The sequence below is a fragment of the Enterococcus sp. DIV0294 genome, from assembly GCF_050558155.1.
In the GTDB taxonomy this organism is placed as follows: domain Bacteria; phylum Bacillota; class Bacilli; order Lactobacillales; family Enterococcaceae; genus Enterococcus; species Enterococcus faecalis.
Map to the genome: position 1 here is coordinate 2,325,926 of NZ_CP187889.1, position 18,442 is coordinate 2,344,367.

The 18,442-nt window shown below is 37.2% G+C and carries 21 protein-coding genes; 3 read left to right on the forward strand and 18 right to left on the reverse strand.

Annotated features, from left to right (window positions below; translation table 11 throughout):
* Positions 1-95: 95 nt before the first annotated feature.
* The 3 genes from IGJ20_RS11330 to IGJ20_RS11340 form a co-directional block, all read right to left on the reverse strand.
* Positions 96-344 (reverse strand): hypothetical protein, encoded by a 249-nt coding sequence (locus tag IGJ20_RS11330; protein ID WP_161970868.1) that lies wholly within the window; start codon positions 342-344, stop codon positions 96-98.
* A complete protein-coding gene (locus IGJ20_RS11335) occupies positions 328-699 on the reverse strand; it encodes a hypothetical protein (RefSeq protein ID WP_002385270.1) in 372 nt (123 codons plus the stop codon). The genes IGJ20_RS11330 and IGJ20_RS11335 overlap by 17 nt, the downstream gene beginning before the upstream one ends.
* 64 nt (positions 700-763) lie before the next feature.
* Positions 764-1,132: a CvfD/Ygs/GSP13 family RNA-binding post-transcriptional regulator gene (locus tag IGJ20_RS11340; RefSeq protein WP_002365178.1), complete on the reverse strand. Its 369-nt coding sequence runs from the start codon at positions 1,130-1,132 to the stop codon at positions 764-766.
* Positions 1,133-1,315: 183 nt separating this feature from the next.
* Here IGJ20_RS11340 and IGJ20_RS11345 point away from each other — a divergent pair, with 183 nt between their 5' ends.
* The gene (locus IGJ20_RS11345; RefSeq protein ID WP_126254861.1) at positions 1,316-2,482 is read left to right on the forward strand and encodes a MalY/PatB family protein; all 1,167 of its coding nucleotides are present in this window, start codon (positions 1,316-1,318) and stop codon (positions 2,480-2,482) included.
* Between the two features lie 33 nt (positions 2,483-2,515).
* Here IGJ20_RS11345 and IGJ20_RS11350 read toward each other — a convergent pair whose 3' ends face one another.
* Both IGJ20_RS11350 and IGJ20_RS11355 read right to left on the reverse strand, forming a co-directional pair.
* Positions 2,516-2,722 (reverse strand): DUF3955 domain-containing protein, encoded by a 207-nt coding sequence (locus IGJ20_RS11350; RefSeq protein ID WP_002355151.1) that lies wholly within the window; start codon positions 2,720-2,722, stop codon positions 2,516-2,518.
* 164 nt (positions 2,723-2,886) lie between these two features.
* The gene (locus IGJ20_RS11355) at positions 2,887-3,477 is read right to left on the reverse strand and encodes a peptidylprolyl isomerase (RefSeq protein WP_002355150.1); all 591 of its coding nucleotides are present in this window, start codon (positions 3,475-3,477) and stop codon (positions 2,887-2,889) included.
* 204 nt (positions 3,478-3,681) lie between these two features.
* Here IGJ20_RS11355 and IGJ20_RS11360 point away from each other — a divergent pair, with 204 nt between their 5' ends.
* Positions 3,682-4,692, forward strand: coding sequence for an NAD(P)/FAD-dependent oxidoreductase (locus IGJ20_RS11360; protein ID WP_002368301.1), 1,011 nt, complete (start codon positions 3,682-3,684; stop codon positions 4,690-4,692).
* Between the two features lie 148 nt (positions 4,693-4,840).
* Positions 4,841-5,803, forward strand: coding sequence for a phosphoglycerate dehydrogenase (locus IGJ20_RS11365; protein WP_002380857.1), 963 nt, complete (start codon positions 4,841-4,843; stop codon positions 5,801-5,803).
* A 64-nt stretch (positions 5,804-5,867) separates the two neighbouring features.
* Here the strand turns inward: IGJ20_RS11365 and IGJ20_RS11370 are convergent, their stop codons facing one another.
* The 13 genes from IGJ20_RS11370 to greA all read right to left on the reverse strand — a co-directional run bounded on the left by IGJ20_RS11370 (position 5,868) and on the right by greA (position 18,438).
* Positions 5,868-7,421: a bifunctional metallophosphatase/5'-nucleotidase gene (locus IGJ20_RS11370; RefSeq protein WP_002385274.1), complete on the reverse strand. Its 1,554-nt coding sequence runs from the start codon at positions 7,419-7,421 to the stop codon at positions 5,868-5,870.
* A 97-nt stretch (positions 7,422-7,518) separates the two neighbouring features.
* Entirely contained in the window at positions 7,519-8,799 is a 1,281-nt protein-coding gene (locus tag IGJ20_RS11375) for an extracellular solute-binding protein (RefSeq protein ID WP_002359172.1), read from the reverse strand.
* Between the two features lie 23 nt (positions 8,800-8,822).
* Positions 8,823-10,112 carry an MBL fold metallo-hydrolase gene (locus IGJ20_RS11380; RefSeq protein WP_048738057.1) on the reverse strand — a complete coding sequence of 430 codons (1,290 nt, stop codon included), beginning with the start codon at positions 10,110-10,112 and terminating at the stop codon, positions 8,823-8,825.
* The gene (locus IGJ20_RS11385; RefSeq protein ID WP_002355144.1) at positions 10,096-10,914 is read right to left on the reverse strand and encodes a carbohydrate ABC transporter permease; all 819 of its coding nucleotides are present in this window, start codon (positions 10,912-10,914) and stop codon (positions 10,096-10,098) included. Before IGJ20_RS11385 ends, IGJ20_RS11380 begins: the two co-directional genes overlap by 17 nt.
* A 4-nt stretch (positions 10,915-10,918) precedes the next feature.
* Positions 10,919-11,794, reverse strand: a complete 876-nt coding sequence (locus tag IGJ20_RS11390) for a carbohydrate ABC transporter permease (protein WP_002355143.1) — start codon at positions 11,792-11,794, stop codon at positions 10,919-10,921.
* On the reverse strand, positions 11,794-12,927 hold the full coding sequence (locus tag IGJ20_RS11395; protein WP_002396511.1) for an ABC transporter ATP-binding protein: 1,134 nt from the start codon (positions 12,925-12,927) through the stop codon (positions 11,794-11,796). The genes IGJ20_RS11390 and IGJ20_RS11395 overlap by 1 nt, the downstream gene beginning before the upstream one ends.
* Positions 12,928-13,073: 146 nt before the next feature.
* On the reverse strand, positions 13,074-14,012 hold the full coding sequence (locus tag IGJ20_RS11400; RefSeq protein ID WP_002355141.1) for a glycosyltransferase family 2 protein: 939 nt from the start codon (positions 14,010-14,012) through the stop codon (positions 13,074-13,076).
* A gap of 204 nt (positions 14,013-14,216) precedes the next feature.
* A complete protein-coding gene (locus tag IGJ20_RS11405; protein WP_002368320.1) occupies positions 14,217-14,546 on the reverse strand; it encodes a HesB/YadR/YfhF family protein in 330 nt (109 codons plus the stop codon).
* Between the two features lie 54 nt (positions 14,547-14,600).
* Positions 14,601-15,266 carry a potassium channel family protein gene (locus IGJ20_RS11410; RefSeq protein WP_002355139.1) on the reverse strand — a complete coding sequence of 222 codons (666 nt, stop codon included), beginning with the start codon at positions 15,264-15,266 and terminating at the stop codon, positions 14,601-14,603.
* Positions 15,267-15,369: 103 nt separating this feature from the next.
* Complete coding sequence (locus tag IGJ20_RS11415) at positions 15,370-16,002, reverse strand: response regulator (protein ID WP_002355137.1); 633 nt, start codon at positions 16,000-16,002, stop codon at positions 15,370-15,372.
* A complete protein-coding gene (locus IGJ20_RS11420) occupies positions 15,977-17,080 on the reverse strand; it encodes a sensor histidine kinase (RefSeq protein ID WP_002365182.1) in 1,104 nt (367 codons plus the stop codon). Before IGJ20_RS11420 ends, IGJ20_RS11415 begins: the two co-directional genes overlap by 26 nt.
* On the reverse strand, positions 17,077-17,808 hold the full coding sequence (liaF, locus tag IGJ20_RS11425; protein WP_002381168.1) for a cell wall-active antibiotics response protein LiaF: 732 nt from the start codon (positions 17,806-17,808) through the stop codon (positions 17,077-17,079). The genes IGJ20_RS11420 and liaF overlap by 4 nt, the downstream gene beginning before the upstream one ends.
* Positions 17,809-17,958: 150 nt before the next feature.
* Positions 17,959-18,438 carry a transcription elongation factor GreA gene (greA, locus tag IGJ20_RS11430; protein WP_002355133.1) on the reverse strand — a complete coding sequence of 160 codons (480 nt, stop codon included), beginning with the start codon at positions 18,436-18,438 and terminating at the stop codon, positions 17,959-17,961.
* Positions 18,439-18,442: the final 4 nt, after the last annotated feature.

Genomic DNA, 18,442 nt, shown 5'->3' on the forward strand with positions numbered 1-18,442 from the left:
ATCAAGAATTGTTATTTAATTATTGATTTCTGAATCGCTCAGCTGTGTGACTCGCCTTGCGACATGTAATAATATACCAAGATTTTTATGTTTGGTCAACACTTTTTTTCAAAAAAATCAAAAGAAGTTTTCAATCTGTTTTCATTCTTTTCAATTATTTCGTTTTTAAATTTTTTAAATCCTAATTGTCTATCAAAACAGTTTGATTCCTTACTAAAAATCGAACAATTTGAATCATATATTCGAAATAGTTCGATTAACTTTTTTACGTACAACAAAAAAAAAGAAAGAATCTGTTCGATTATCGACAGATTCTTTCTTTTTTGTTTAAAACATTGGGACACCTTCAATATGATATTTCGACCAAATCGTTTTTAATTCTGCAGGTGCTACCCATGTATAGTCTTTATCCATTTCATTTTTAAGTGCTTGTTCATCCATCTCGAAGACAAACAGCGGAACATTTTCTTTATTGATATGCGCGTTAGTTAATTCTACTAAGCTAATTGAAGTAACGTCCAATTGAACCTCTTCTTTGAACCATTGTAGCATACTAGCTAAACCCGTCATCTCATCAGAAACTTTTGCCATCGCAAACTCAATCGCTTCACCTATTGGATGCATCAAAAATTTTTTACTACCATCGTTTAAGTTCAGTATGATTGTTCCAGCGACTTTTTTGTTAGACACGACATCCACCTCAATTAATTTTTAGATTCACTAACAAAAGAAATTGTAACACACTTTCTGAAAAAATACAGAATTATTTTTCAAGCAACTTATCCATTGCTTCATCAATCCATTCTGGAAGTTCTTTGTCTAAGGTTGCAAAGCCAATTTTTTTATTCTTATCCGTAAAATATTTTTTGCGTCGATGGTTCACTGAATGAACTTTGTCTTCAAGGGTCCGTAAAGATAAGCTAATCTTTTGAGAATATTCATCAACATCAATAACTTGAACGGTTACTTTTTGTCCAACGGTTAAGAGTCCATGGATATTTTTGGTAAAGCCAGCTTGTACTTCCGAAACATGAATCAGTCCCTGTGTTTCTTCGTCTAAAGAAACAAATGCGCCATATGGTTGAAGTCCGGTAATTGTGCCAGAAAGTACCATACCAATTTTGTACTTCATCAAATTTCCTCTTTTCATACGATAAATTTCTTTTTCCGTTTCTACTCATTTAAAATAATAGCATTTTTTCAACGTTTGTGCATTATTTCTTCCCTAGTTGTTAAAACTATTGTTTCATCTTTTAAGCAAAATCTACTATACTATAGGAAGTAAGACTTTATATAGAAGAAAAGGAGTTATCTTATGTTTAATTTTAATGAAACCATTGATCGTCGCCACACGAATTGTGTTAAATGGGACACCGTTGAAACGAGTTACCACGAAAAAGATTTACTACCTTTATGGGTTGCTGATATGGATTTCAAAGTGCATCAGCCTATTCTTGATGCTTTGTCACAAGTTATTGAACAGGGTATTCTAGGATATGCAGTGGCACCTAATGAACTGTATCAAGCAATTCAAGATTGGCAACGGCAACACCATCAATTGATTGTTGAAAAAGAAGAAATTTTGTTTAATAGTGGCGTGGTACCCAGTTTGGCCACAGCCGTTCAAGCGTATACAGCACCTGCGGATTCTGTCATGATTTGTGATCCAGTCTACCCCCCTTTTGCAGATGTGGTAAAACAAAATGAGCGTAGACTTGTGCGCCATTCTTTGCTAGAAGTTAACGGACATTATGAGGTTGATTTGGTTAAAATGGAACAACAGATAATCGAAGAAAAGGTGAAACTGTTACTTTTTTGTAATCCCCATAATCCTGGTGGACGTGTTTGGACAAAAGAAGAATTGCTAGCAATTGGCCGTTTATGCCAAAAACACCAAGTAACTGTGGTTAGCGATGAAATTCATCAGGATTTGATTTTCAAACCGCATACCTTCACTTCCTTCACTGTCGCTGATGAAGCGTTTAAGGAATTCACTGTTACCTTAACCGCGGCAACGAAAACCTTTAACTTAGCGGGGATTAAAAATTCAATGCTGTTCATTCCTAATGAAAAACTACGGCAATCTTTCGTATCTTTACAAGACAAAAATCATCAAGGCGGTATCAATACTTTTGGCTACGTTGGAACGGCAGCTGCCTATCAAACAGGGGAAGAATGGCTAACGGCGTTACTTGATTATTTAAAAGAAAATATTGCTTTTGCCCTTTCTTTTTTCCGTGAAGAGCTGCCTAGCGTTCGTGTAATGGAGCCTGAAGGAACCTATCTTTTATGGTTAGACTTTAGTTCTTATTCGCTAACGGATCGGGAACTTCGCGATACCTTAATTCATAAGGGGAAAGTGGTTCTAAATCCAGGAATTAGTTTTGGTCCCCAAGGTTCTCAACACATGCGTTTAAACTTAGCTTGTTCAAAAGAAACTCTCGAAGAAGGCCTTTTACGTATCAAAAAAGCCTTTAATTAAAAACAGCTGTCCTAGTTTTTAGGACAGCTGTTTTTAATTCTTTCTTTTGCGTTTAGCTAAATAAACTCTGACGAACCAGATACCTGAAAATAGAAGTAAAATTTCTCCAATTATGATTGTATAAAATCCTGGTTCATGAACGATTCCTTGCTGATCTACATACGTAAAAAATGTTCCTATAAATGGGAGTATTACTGCAAACAAAGCCAAGGCCATTGGATATCTGTATTTTTCTAACAAATTTGCTTCCTCTCCTTCTATTCTTTAACTCAGTATCCTATAAAGACTTCATTAAAAGAAGCGATTTGGATGCTTTTAAAAAAAAGTTAGTCGTTTTAAGAAAAAAATAAAGAGTACCAACGAATTTGTCCCTCGTTGGTACTCTCTTTTTCAATTGGTTAAACTTATTCACCAATGATTTCAACTGTGTCCATCACGACGTCAAATGTTGGACGGTCTTGGGCATCCCGTTGGACTCCACCAATTTCATCCACTACATCCATACCATCCACAACATGACCAAAAACAGTATGACGGAAGTCTAACCAAGGTGTTCCGCCTTGTTTGTAAGCTTCAATAATTTCTTCTGGAAAACCAGCGTCTTCTAACTGACTCATCATTTGAGCTGGAACATTTTGATTAGTAACAACAAAGAATTGGCTACCATTTGTGTTAGGACCAGCATTTGCCATTGACAATGCGCCACGCAAATTGAAAACATCCCGAGAAAATTCATCCTCAAATGCTTCTCCATAAATACTTTCGCCGCCCATTCCTGTTCCGGTTGGGTCACCGCCTTGAATCATAAAATCAGGAATCACACGATGGAAAATAACGCCATCATAGTAGCCCTTTTTCGCTAATTCAACAAAATTTTTAACCGTTTTAGGCGCTTGTTCTGGGAATAATTGAACAGTGATGTCGCCTCGGTTTGTTTTAATGACCGCTTTTGGGCCTTTAGCATTTTCTAAATCTAATTGTGGAAATTGTGACATGAGAATGTCCTCCTAGATAATTATTTTATAGTTCCATCATATCGAAAAATGCTGAAAATTGCTATGATCTTTTTCCAATGATTAAAGAATGCTTTGATTCGTTAGCCAAACTTGCTTTTTTCGAAAAGCCGTGCTATTTTGTGAAGTGTTCGCAAAACGATCAATAGTTGTCTCAACCCTAAATGAATTAGGAGGAATTTTCAAATGTCTGATGAAAAAGATATTTATGATTTAACGATTATCGGCGGCGGTCCTGTTGGATTATTTGCCGCTTTTTATGCGGGAATTCGTAAAGCGAAAACGAAAATCATTGATAGCCTGCCGCAATTAGGTGGTCAGCTAACAATGCTGTATCCCGAAAAATATATTTATGATATTCCTGGATTCCCTGCTATTAAAGCCGGTGAGTTAATTGCCAATTTGGAAAAACAGATGCAGCCATTTCAGCACGATGTTTGTTTGGAAGAAGAGGTCACACACCTTGCACAGGAAGCAGATGGACTTCTGCGCTTAGACACAACTAAAGGCACACATTATTCTAAAACGGTTATCTTTGCGATTGGTAACGGTGCTTTCCAACCTCGACGTTTAGCTATCGAAAATGTTGAAGCCTTTGAAGGTGAGTCAATCCATTATTATGTGACTGACATGAAAAAATTCGCTGGCAAAAAAGTTGCGATTGCTGGTGGCGGCGATTCCGCAATTGACTGGGCTTTAATGCTAGAAAACGTCGCAGAAGAAGTATCTATTATCCATCGTCGCCCACAATTTCGCGGCCACGAACATAGCGTGGAACAACTGGAAAAATCTAGTGTTTCTATCAGAACTCCTTATATCATTAGTGATATTTTAAAGGAAAATGAAACGTTCACAGGCATCCAATTAACGGAGACAAAAGGTGACCAAACATTGGATCTCCCTCTGGATGATTTAATTATCAATTATGGCTTCACTTCTTCTTTAACACACCTCAAAGAATGGGGATTAGACGTTTCTAGAAATGCTATTAATGTTCATTCCGATATGTCAACTAACATTCCTGGTGTATACGCTGTAGGGGATATCTGTTCCTATGAGGGAAAAGTGAAATTAATCGCTACAGGCTTTGGTGAGGCACCTACTGCCGTAAATAATGCTTTACATTACTTACGGCCCGATGCTCGACGTCAACCAGTTCATAGTACAAGTTTATTTGAAAACGGCGTACCTAAATAAGGTTAGCACTGGACTTTAGCAGTTTTTAAACCAAGGACAAAAATCTAAATCGGATTTTTGTCCTTGGTTTTCTGCTTTACTGAAAAGCCTTTCTTTTTCTCTTTTAAATTTATTTTTGATACAATAAAAAGTGCTAGGAGGAAGAAAGATGAACCAACCAATTATTTATTTAAATGAAGTATTCAACGAAGAACAACTGGAACAAGTGAAAGCTGTGGCACCCAATTATCTAGTTAAAACATCTACCGATCATTTATCCTCTGCTGAAGAAGAGGCAATCGAAATTATGTTAGGCTGGCATAAAGAAATTGGTCCGCGTTTATTAGCCTCTGAGACTAGTCACCTAAAATGGATTCAGCTCATTTCTGCTGGTGCTGATTATATGGATTTTGATAAATTAAGAGAAAAAGGCATTCTGTTGTCTAATGGTAGCGGAATCCATAGTGTTTCTATCTCAGAACATGTTTTAGGCGTTTTATTAGCACATACCCGCGGACTGCAAGAAAGTATCCAACAACAAATGCAACACACATGGAATCAAACAGCCCCTTCCTATCAACAACTTTCTGGGCAAAAAATGTTAATCGTAGGCACCGGGCAAATCGGACAACAATTAGCTAAATTTGCTAAAGGTTTAAATCTTCAAGTTTATGGCGTGAATACCTCTGGACATGTGACGGAAGGCTTCATTGAATGCTATTCACAGAAGAATATGAGTAAAATTATCCATGAAATGTCCATTGTTGTGAACATTCTTCCTTTGACTGAAACAACAAAACATTTATACAATCAGGCACTTTTTGAAAAAATGGCTCCTGAAACAATTTTCGTAAATGTTGGTCGCGGCGCCTCAGTAGCAACGAACGATTTGATAACTGCCTTAAACAATAAAACCATTGCTTTTGCTGCCTTAGATGTCTTTGAAGAAGAACCTCTTCCCGAAGATAGCCCTTTATGGGAGATGCAGAATGTTTTATTAACACCTCATATTTCTGGCATGACACCGAAGTTCAAATCAAAATTACTGGCGATTTTTATTCCAAACTTAAATCAATTTGTGACAGATCAAACCCTCGTCAAAAACCAAGTTTCCTTAAAAAAAGGCTATTAACTCAAAAAAGGCCTTCAACCATCTTTCAAGTAATTGCATGGTTGAAGGCTTTTTTTGCTATTTTTTACCAGATAACCTTGAAGTTATCATTTGTCGACGCTTGAATGATTGGATGTTTTTTCAAATATTCTGCAATCAGTTCCGTCATATCAATTTGAATTTCTCGAATAATTTTTTCAGGTTGGAACATTTGATAGTTTCCGCCACCGACTGCTCGGTATTGATTTGTCACGATTTCCAAAACATCTTCTGCTTGCACTGCTTTGCCATGATAATTAAGTTTCGTCACTCTTTCACCAAACGGTTGTCTTAAATCAAGCGTATACTCAATGCCTTCATACATATCATAATTATAGTATTGTGGTTTTGGATCGACATATTTCGGGTTGAAAATTGGTTGGCCTTTTTCTAACACAAAATAAGTAGCGCTTTGTTCTAACGCTTCACGGAGGTCTTGTCCAGTGACACGCAATACAGCCAAGGTATTTGGATAAATATAGTTGGTAATGATATCGCGCATCGTAATTTGGTTATTAAACCCTTTGCCTTCATTGTTAAAAAGTGCAGTCCCTGAAATATCCGTTCCGCTTGAAGCCATTTGGACGTTATTAATAAATTCTATATATGGATGTTCTTTGAGGCGTACGGCATTCGGATTTTGAATCGTCATATCCCCTTCCACATTTCCCACTGGTTGGTCAAGCCACTCTTCTACCTCGTCATGTAACGCTGTTGTCAAAGATAAAACTTCTGCATCTGGTTGTTCGTTTCCAACAGGATGAATAGCTGCGTCACTTCCAATAACGTGATAGCCTTTAGCCATAGGTTCAATTTCTAAAGTAATTTCTCCAACGAAAGCTCCTCGAAAACCTGGTTGAATCACAGGTATTCCATTCAGTTTTGTAGCAATTTCTCGATGTTGGTGACCAGTGACTAAGGCATCAATCCCAGGAACTTTTTCCAATAAATCGTAGCCTTCATTTTCTCCTGTTAGTAATTCCGTGGGTTCCCCTGTTTCTAAATCTTTTTCAAAACCGCCATGGTAAGCGACAACAACTAGATCCGCTTCTTCCCGCAGTTTTGGCACGTATTCCGCCGCTGTTTCAACGACACTTTTAAACGTTAAATCTTTGACTGTTGCCGGCTGTTCCCAATGAGGAATATATTGGGTCGTCACGCCAAGAATGGCTACTTTAACCCCTTGTTTTTCTATGATGACATACGGCTGACCGAAATAAGGTTGTCCATCTTTACCAAGAATATTGGCAGCTAAAACTGGCTGTTGATAACTGGCAATTGTTTCCTTTAAATAATCTAAACCGTAATTAAATTCGTGGTTACCTAAAATGCTAACATCATAATTCATTTGATTAATGATTTTAGTGATGGCTTCCACTGAATGTGTTTCTGCTTTTCTTACGTAGTAACTAAGCGGCGAACCTTGAATAAAATCCCCATTTTCAATTTGAAAAACTGGTCCTTTGGCAGACGCACGTAACTTTTTCAGCATGGTTGCTGCTTTTGCGGTTCCAAAAGGCAAATCCATCTTTTTTTCACTATAACTTGTTGGCATAATGTACCCATGCATATCACTTGTTGCTAAAATTTTTATTTGCATTTTGTTTCTCTCCTTCTTCCGCCCAAAAGAACAGGAAGGTTAGAACACGAGCCATAACGACTCAGATCCCAACCTCCCACGTCTGTTTATTTATTGATTATTGGTTCCATGCTTGTTCAAATTGTGATGTTGCATCTTTCAATAATTTTTTCGTGTCTTTATTTGATGAAGCAAAAATACTTTCCATAATTGTCCGCATTTCATTATAGGCTGAATCAGCATTCTCTTCTACTGGGATAGCGAATAAATCTTTTACTGCGTTTTCAAGTTGTGCAGGTACTTTGGTTGTCTTAGAATTTTTGTACTCATCACTGTGTAAAACAGATTCTAAAATTGGCATATAACCTGTTTGTTGTGCCCAGTACAATTGTGAATCAGGCGTTGCTAAGAATTTCATGAATTCAAATGCCGCTGTCCGTTGTTCTGGCGTAGCACTATCGAACATATAAATATCTGTTCCTTGTTGTAAGTTGATTTTTTCAGGACGTGGTGCAACACCGTATTCATAGCCACCAGCTTCAGCATCTTTTTGAACAAAACCAGCACCAGCAATACTACCGACAAACATTGCTACCTTTTTGTTTGCAAATGGGCCAGATAAATATTTATCTGAACCAGCTGTGCGGAAGTACCCTGCTTCGATACCATCACGGTAATAGTCCACGACTTCTTGTGAATCTTTGCTTGTTAAATCTAAGTCTTTATTAAAATCAACGCCTTTGTTTTTCATCCCAATTGCGTAATAGTTATTTAACGAGTCAAAACCAGCACCAACGACTTCTTTGTTGGATTTTTCGTAAATTGTTTTAGAAGCTTCTTTTAATTCCTCTAATGTTTTCGGTACTTCAACACCATATTCTTTCAACAAATCAGCATTATAGAATAACATTTCTGTCGATTTATTAAATGGAATGCCGTATTGTTTGCCGTCGATTTTGGCGCCGTCTAACAATACTTCACGAATTGGCTCTGCATCTTTCCAGCCGATTGTGTCATCATCCATATATGGTTTTAAGTCCACTAACATTTCATCTTGTGCAGCATTCCATAACCAGCCTGGGTACGCTTGCGTAATTGTTGGTAAATCTTTTGGTGAAGTTAAAGTCGAATTGATTTTGGCTTGTAAATCAGGGTAAGCAGATTGATTTTGTAATTCCACTTTAATTTTTGGATTTTCTTTCATGAAGTCTTTCGTTAATTTTGTTAACGCTTCTTCTTGAACCCCATTCATTGCATGCCAGAAAGTGATTGTCGTATCTTCCTTCACTTCTTTCACAATATCGTTTGATTCTTTGGCCCCATTACCGTTACCACAAGCCCCCAATGCGAAAATAGCTGCGGTTGCTAACACTGTTGTTGCTAGAGTTTTGAACTTCATTTTTTTCTCTCCCTTAAAAAAATTTATAAAACAATTTGCTCGCCACGTTCTGGCAATATTCTTTCACCATACGGGTTTTCCAGTTTTTCTGGTTTTAACGTATGGATTGGAACCAATACTTGAGGTTCAATCAATGCAATAATTTTATCCAGATCTTCTGGAATTGCATGTCCTGAACAAGCTAAACGGACAAAAGTAATGTCTTTTTTAGCCAACAAATCTAAAAACACGCGATACTGTGGATCAAAGTCCCCTAACGGTTGTGCATCACTGTGAATGTATAAACTACCTTCTTGGAGGTTGTCAAACTGGTTCACAACTTGCCACAAATAGTCTGTTTTGTCCTTTAGTAACGTGTCATACGGGATTTCTAACGCTGGATTCAATTCTGATATTTTACCAGATTCAGCATAATAATAACGAACTTCTATTCCAAATACTTCAAGTAACAACGCAGCCATATTTGCTTCTAAAACGACTGTACGTGGTGACTTTTCAATAATCTTAGCAAAACGTTCTACGTTTGCTGGATAACCATTAAAGGTAATTTGTCGATTCGGGTTTTCTAGTTCTAAACGAACCAAGTGCTGAACAAGATCTTCTTCACTGACAACCGCTATTTGGGCTGGATCTGGTTCACGTTCTGGGAAGCTAATGCTTACGCCTTCCATCATTAATAATTCAGTATGTTTGGCTTTTTCACAAAAAGCCAAAGTTTCTTCACGATTATGGCCATGTAAGCGCAAATCACCTGTGTATGTGATGAAATGGTCAGGCGTGCGAATCAGTAATGCCGAAGCACCGTACGCATCATGATCGACAGGTACGATTTCCACTGAAATTTCGCCAACTTTAATCACATCGTTTTTATTAAGACCAATCATTTCTCGGGTAAAATTCTTTTCTTCAAACGGTGATGGAATCAAAAAATCACCTTTTCGATTTAAACTATTTAGAATCATTTTCGTTTCTTTTAGGGTGTACAACGGAACAGCTGGGTCTAAATAATTAATCATGCGTGAATGATCTAAGTGGGCATGAGATAAGAAAACAGCTGTGTGTTGATACTCTTTGTCTTCTGCACCATGATATTCATAACCTAAACGTGGATCATATAAGTCTTTTAATTCTGGCACTAAACGATTATTAATTAAGGTTTCAATGTGATCATCGGGCAAATCTAATTCTGGTCGAAATTCTGTACCAAAATCAAAGAAGATGTGGGCATCTTTATACGCCACTTCAATCACGGTTCCTCCAATTGTTAAAATGCCACTGTGAAAAGTCACAGTTGTTTTAGCCTTTGATTCCATTTTTTGCAACTCCTCTGATAATTTCTTTTCTGAAAATCAAGTAAATAATTAAAATTGGAATAACGGTTAATGTTGCAGCAGCCATTTGTAAATGTACGTCACTACCGCTCTCTGTCGCAAAGGCCGATAGTCCATTATTCAATAGACGGTATTTTTTCTCGTTCGTCACCAACAATGGCCACAAGAAAGAATTCCAACTAGAAATGAATGTTAAAATCCCTACTGTTACCAACGCTGGTTTTGACATTGGTACTAAAATACGCCAAATATATTCTAAATCACTAGCGCCATCAATCTTGGCAGCCTTGTAAAAAGTATCAGGAATACCTTTTAAATACCCGTTTAAATAGTAAATATAAAAAATACTAGTTAAAAATGGAATAATTAAGGCGCTGTAAGTATTTAACAAACCTAATTGCGCAATCGTTTGATAATTGGTAAAGATAATAGATTCATATGGAACCATTAACAACGAAATCATCAAAGCAATGACCACATTTTTAAAACGGAACTTCAAACTCGTTAACGCGAATGAAGCTAACACGGCGGTGACTACCGTAGCAATCGTTGTAACACCTGAAACAAAGACTGTGTTCAAGAAATACCGAAGAAAGGGTGCTTTTTGAAAGACCTCTGTGTAGTTTTGCCATTGTGGTTGTTTCGGAAACATGGTTGGCGGCATGCTGGTCGCTTCAGAGTAACTCATTAAACCAGCTAAAATCATATAGACAAATGGAAATAACGTAATAACGGCTAAAATGCCTAAGAAAACAAATGCGATAATCGTTAAAACTTTTTTCATTGGCTTATTGCCCCACTTTCTTTAAGAGTTTATTTTGTAAGAAAGTGACCACTAAAATAATCACAAATAAAATCACTGTGGCGGCCATCGCAATTCCGGGACGCCCTGCAATGTGGAATTTGTCATAAATATAGTACACTGCGGTTGTGGCACTGTTGGCAATCCCCGCACGACCACCGAATAAAGCATAAACTTGTGTATAAACTTTAAAGGCGCCAATTAAATTGACCGTTAATAAAAAGGCAATGGTCGGGACTAGCTGCGGAAACGTAATACGTCGGAAAATTTCGCCGTCTGAGGCGCCAAACATTTTTGCAATTTTAAAATGTTCTTCATCAATATTTCTCAACCCAGCCAACAAAATAATAATATTAAATGCTAAACTCGTCCAAACCCCAAAAATAATCAATGTCGGCATACTCATTTGAACATTATCTAGCCAGTTGACAGAAGGAATGCCGAAAAAGCCTAAGACGTAATTGACAATTCCATAATCGCCATTAAAGAAGTAACGGAAGACAATCCCAATGGCAATCGTACTCGTTACATAAGGCATAAAGAAAATCGTTTCAAAGAAACTCTTATGTTTAACTTTTTCAAAGATAATCCAAGCAATTGCTAGGGAAATTATCAAGGCAATCGGTACCACAGCAAATGCATAGAGCGCTGTATTTTTTAACGCTTTATAGAAGATTGGATCATTCAATACACGTTGATAATTTTCTAAACCAGCGTAGCGTTGGTTAATTAAGGAACCTTTTTGGAAGCTCATCCACAAAGAACGAAACAGTGGATAAACGCTAAACAGTAAAATGATTCCTAATGATGGCAGAAGGAAGAGCCATGCTTTTGGTTGATTTTCTGGATTGTATTTTTTCATTAGTAAACCCGGTCTCCCGCTTCGTTAAAGATAAATACTTTTTTATATGAAAAATCAAAAGATAAAGTGTCTCCTTCTTCAATCGCTTCTTCTACACTTACAATTGATTTCACTTGTTCATTTCCTAATGTAAATCGTAAAATACGTTCTCGACCAATCAATTCCACTAAATCTGTCGTTGTGGTAAAGAGACCTGTTTCAGCTGGTACCACATCTTCTGGACGAGAAGCAAACGTATATTTCCCATCAGTCATTGGCATTTTAAAGCGTGCTTGCTCAAAACGCTCAAGCGGAATTTCAAAACTTTCATGGTACATTTTGCCGTCTTTCACTTCAACAGACAATAAATTAATAATTGGGTTACCTATGAACTGAGCAACAAATAAGTTATTTGGTTCTAAGTAAAGGTTTTGAGGTTCATCATTTTGTTGAATAACCCCTTCGTTTAATAAAATAATTTTATCACTGATTGATAGCGCTTCCTCTTGGTCGTGCGTTACAAAGATTGTTGTAATGCCTACTTCTTTCACCAAGCGGCGGATTTCTTCACGAATTTTCAAACGCAAACGTGCATCCAAGTTACTTAAAGGCTCATCTAATAATAAAACATCTGGTTTTTGAACTAACGCCCGGGTAATCGCAACACGCTGTTGTTGACCACCAGAAAGTGTGCCTGGCTTTTTATGGCTTAACTCTTCAATATTCGTTAGTTTCATATATTCTTCGGCAATAGCTTGTGCCTCTGCCTTGGGAACTTTCTTACTTCCTACCGTCAAAGGAAACATTACGTTTTCTAGAACAGTCATATGTGGATATAAGGCATAGTTTTGAAAAACGAATCCGATGTTCCGATCTTTTGGTGCTGTTTTGACAACCGATTGCTGTCGAAACTGAATATCTCCATCACTTGGATGTAATAAACCTGCAATTAAGTTTAAAATTGTGGATTTCCCACACCCACTTGGTCCTAACAAACAAACCAAGTCCCCTTGCTCAATCGTAAAATTGACCGATTTTAACGCTTCAAACCCATTATCGAATACTTTTTTCAAGTCGATAACTTCTATCATGACCCAACCTCCAAAAAAACATTTAATAGCATACCTTTTGATTTTAACATTTATTTCTTGCAACCGCGAGAGCAAAGCTGTTTCATTAAGATAAAAATAGGTAAAGTTAATGTATTTTTTATGTAAAAAATGTTGTTTTTCTGAAAAGTCTATTCACACTTTTTTTAATGCACAACAAAAAAACAGAGAATTTTTCTCTGCTTTTTTGGTTATTTTTTAGAATCTTTTTCTGATTCCTTTACAATATAAATTGGTCGTTTTTTCGTTTCTAAGAAAATTTTGCCGATATATTTACCAATAATTCCTAAACATAATAGTTGCAAACCACCTACAAAAAGTACAATACAAACCATTGAAGGCCAGCCGCTTGTTGGATCACCATTAACTAATGTTCGAAAGATAATCACTAACATTGCTAGTGCAGAACCAATACACGAAAAGGCGCCAACGTATGAAGCAATATTCAATGGTGTTTCTGAAAAATTGACAATCCCGTCAATTGAATAACTTAATAGACTCCAGAAAGACCAAGAGGTTTCTCCAGCAATTCGTTCTCGATTTTTAAATTCAATATATTCTGTTTTAAAGCCGACCCAACTAAAAATCCCTTTTGAGAAACGATTATACTCAGATAACTCTAAAATCGCATCGACCATTTGTCGGGTCATGACACGGAAGTCACGGGCACCATCCACCATTTCCGTCTCAGCAATTCGATTAATGAGTTTATAGAACATCCGTGCAAAAAAGCTACGAATGGGCGGTTCGCCGTCTCTTGTTATGCGTCGTGTGCCAACACAATCTAAATCTGTACTGGTTTCAATCATCTCAATCATTTGAGGTAATAACTCAGGCGGGTCTTGTAAATCAACGTCCATGACTGTCACTAAGTCACCTGTTGCTTCTTTTAAACCAGCGTATAAGCCTGCTTCTTTCCCAAAATTTCGTGAAAAAGAAAGATAACGGACCTTCTCTGGATGTTCGCGATAAAGCTGTCTTAAAACAGCTAACGTCTTATCTTTTGAGCCATCATTCACAAATATATATTCTACTGAATGAGACAGTTGCTGGCTAATTTTTTCTACTTCTTCAAAAAACAGCGGAATCGCTGCTTCCTCATTATAACAAGGGACAACAATTGATAACATTTTATTTCCTCCACACTTCAGTTAATTATCATTATACCATATAATAGCCTTATTAAATAACGATATCCAACTAAAAAGAACTTAAATAGAAAGAACCTGGGGAAAAAATCCAAAACGATTTTTTCTCAGGCTGACTAGCGGTTAAACGAAAGCAACAGAAATAGTCCTACGCACTACTTCAGCCTCTTTTGTTTAGCACTAAAATTATTTTGTTAAATCTTCTTGGTTTGCTTCAAATTGATAACGCGGTTCATCATTCTTTTCATCATAATCAACAATCAAATCATACCCTTTAAAGAACCAATCATCTGTTTCTTCAATAAAATAGGTAATCCCATCTAGGTTCTCTTTAATCATTGGCTCATCTGGCGCTTCTACAGACATCGCAATGGAAAAACCATCATGAACAGGTGTTTTTCCGTAAATTTTTCCGAAAAAACGAATGCCTGTCTCAGGCTGAACCCCGGTTTCGTCTTTAAACCATTGTTGGGCTTTCGGTGTCACTTCTAATTTCATTCTTTGTTCCTCCTTCACATCTCTGTCGCCATTTATTGTAGCACAGCGCAGTGCTTTTAGAGAATAAAGTGCTTAGCCATTCATTTTTTCATCTAATAAATCGACATCTGCGGTATCACCGATAACTAATAAATTGTCGTTTTCTCGAACAATTTCAGAAGCATCTGGCGAAGCAATTACTTCTGTTTTCGAGCGGCGGATCGCTACCACAGTTAAACCAAATCGCTGACGGAAATTTAATTCTGCTAAGGTTTTATTGTAAAATTTAGGATTGGTGACCCGAACCTCAGCTAATGAAAATTCGCTAGATAATTCAATATAATCTAAAATATTGCGTGAAACAAGTTTATGGGCAATTCGAATACCCATATCTCGCTCTGGGTGAACGACCATATCTGCCCCAATTTTATCTAAGACACGGGCATGATATTCATTGACTGCTTTGGCCAAGACATTGGGAACCCCCATCTCTTTAACCATTAGTGTCACTAAAATACTCGCTTGAATATCTTCACCAATTGCCACCACTACGTGATCAAAATTCCGAATTCCTAAAGAACGCAACGTCATTTCATCTTGGGCGTTAGCCACCACTGCATGCGTTGCAATATTCATATATTCATTGACACGGTCTTCACTGCTGTCAATGGCCAAAACTTCTTGACCAGCTTCCACCAAAGTTTGGCATATGCTGCCGCCAAAACGTCCTAAACCAATAATTGCAAAATTTTGTTTCATTTCTTCTGACCGCTCCTGTCTGTTCGTTAAAATTAGTATAACAAATCCATAAATAAATTCCTAGAAGGATTTCCTAGAATTTATTTATGGATTTATCTGATATTTATTTGGCTAAACCATGTTGAAAAGCATAAATCGCCGCTTGGGTCCGATCATCCACATCTAGTTTTGCTAAAATGTTTGAAACATGTGTTTTAACTGTTTTCAAAGTGATAAAGAGTTCATCAGCTATTTCCTGATTACTTTTACCTTGTGCAATCAACATTAAAATTTCGTGTTCCCGGTTTGTCAAATCTTCGTGCAACACCGGCTCTTGTTTTTTTGTTAACCGTTCCATCATCTTATGCGTCACTTCAGGTTCCAACACACGCTCTCCGCGATAAGTCGCCCGAATTGCATCAGCAATCTCATGTGCTGTTGATGTTTTTAATAGGTAGCCCGCTGCACCAGCTTCAATCGCCGGATACACTTTTTCATCATCAATAAAACTCGTCACAATAATAATCTTGGCTTCTGGCCAATCTTTCAAGATCGCTTTTGTTGAATCAATGCCGTCCATTTCTTCCATTACCAAATCCATCAAAATAACATCTGGACGTAGTTCCAATGCTTTTTCATAGCCAATCTTACCGTTTTCTGCTTCGCCTACGACTTCTATATCCTCTTGAATAGATAAATATGATGAAACGCCTAAACGGACCATTTCATGGTCATCCACTAACATTACTTTGATCACTTGCAGTTTCCTCCTTTATGACAGGAACTTTAATTTCAACGCTGGTTCCCTGCCCTTTAAAACTAATAATTTTAACTGTACCGCCCATGCCGACAACACGTTCTCGGATATTATTTAAGCCATAACTACCGGCTTTATTACTTTGTTCCTTCATATCAAAGCCGACACCATCATCAACAATACGCAATAACACGTTTTTATCGACTTGGTGTAAGTATACCTCTAATTCCTTTGCTTTGGCATGTCTTAAGGTATTTGAAAGTAACTCCTGCACAATTCGGAAAAGATGATCCTCAATGCTGCTATTTAAATGAACATCTTCAACATCCCAAATCAATTCAATTTTAATTTTTGTTTGTAGTTCTTTCAGTAATTGTTCAATACCTTTACGCAAACTTTTTCCTTCTAGACTGATAGGACGCAAGTGCAATAGTAACGCGCGCATTTCCGATTGGGAGGCATTAATGATTTCTGCCACCATGGCTAGTTGTTTACGATATGGTTCCGGGGTTTCTGTTCGTTGTGCTTGTTCATTTAAGGCAGACAACATCATCATGGCTGCAAAAAGTTGTTGACTGACTGAATCATGCAACTCCCGCGCCAAACGATGCCGCTCGTTCTCTAAAATTTCTTCTTTTGTTTGCCCATCCATTAATTGCGGTCGACTGTTTAATAATTGCAATTCTTTAGACATCTCTAATAATTTATTTTTAATCGACCAAATATCTTGTTCGACTTCGGTTAGATAATGGTCTTGATTTTCACTGGTCGTTGGTTTGTTTAAGACTGGACTTTCATAATTGCCATTGGCCAATAACCGAAGTTTTTCTTCAATCCGTCCATATTGCCCTTTTTGAACCAATGAAATCAGTAAAAAGGTCAATAAGCCTATTAGTAAGGATATGAGAACAATGTGCACAATTAGTGGTAAATAAAAGACTTTTCTCTGAAGAAGCTCTAATAGCCACCGGTTTTGTTTAATCGAATGAAAATATGAAAACAATGTAATTAAGATAACAATAAAGGTGCTAAGGGACGCATATAATGAAATCATGCGTCTTGAAATCCGATCGGTCATACACGGATCACCTCAACATCTCCTACTAAAGTGTTCGTCATAATTTTCAAACGACGAAGATTGGTATCGTAATCATTGCTGTAAATTTTTAATGATTCGTTTTTCAATTGATATTTTTCTTCTTCAAAACGTACCGTTCCGTAAAAAGTTGAATGTTCTAACAAAATAGCTACACCTAACGGTACTAGAATTCGTGTACGGCCAAAACCTTTACGAATAATAATAATATTGTCTTCTTTCGGTAGTAGCGTATTACCTAAATCAATAATGGTGTCCCCAGAGATTAAATCAATATTGATATCGTCCCATTCATAGATATTGTTACCAATGCGTTCGTTGGCAAACCAACGGCGTTTAAATCGTTTGCCATTTTTAGGTTCTTTTGCCGCCGTCTCCACCATAATCATTTGTTTTTTACGCCAAGGTGCTCGCTCAGCTATATCCACGCCTGAAATCTCAAAGCCTTTTAAGCCGATAAAGAGTACGCCAAAAATCAACATAAACCAAACAGCCGTGCTGTTCATTGCACCAATGACAATAAAAACAACGCCGAGGACGAATTGAAAGTTGTTAAAATGTGTTTTAGATGCTTTCCTGGAAACGTAGGCCACAAGTAAAACGCCAATTGTTAATAAAACAGCTAATCCAGGATTATGTACAATTTGCCATAACGCCAGAATAAAAAGTAATGCTTCTGCGACGATAAAAAAGCGCCAAGGGTTATTCATAGATTTGCCTCCTCCCTCTGTCATTTATTTTACTCGTTTATTTTATTTAATCATAGTGGTTTGCGCCTCAGGTTACCATAGGACTTTAGCCCTAAATGTCATAAATTGCGAAAGGACAGGCCTTGGAAGCTGCCTGCCCTACTCAATTATTTAGTTTGCTTCAACTTTTGTAATTTTAACTGTCATGTCGCCACCAGGTGTTGCAATAATCACTTGGTCGCCTAATTGTTTACCAATTAAGGCTTGCGCAATCGGTGAATCGTTAGAAATTTTACCAGAAAATGGATCGGCTTCGGCACTTCCTACGATTGTGTATTCCTCTTCTTCTCCATCAGGCAATTCTTGGAAAGTAACTGTTTTACCGATGGAAACTTCGTCTTGGTCCACGCCATCATTATCGATGATTTCTGCAAAACGAATCATATTTTCTAACGTTGTAATACGTCCTTCAACGAAAGCTTGTTCATCTTTAGCTGATTCATACTCTGAGTTCTCTGAAAGATCCCCAAAGCTACGAGCGATTTTAATACGCTCTACGATTTCTTTACGTTTAATTGTTTTTAATTCTTCTAGCTCTTGTTCTAATTTTTCTTTTCCTTCAAGAGTCATTGGATATACTTTTTCTACCATGTTA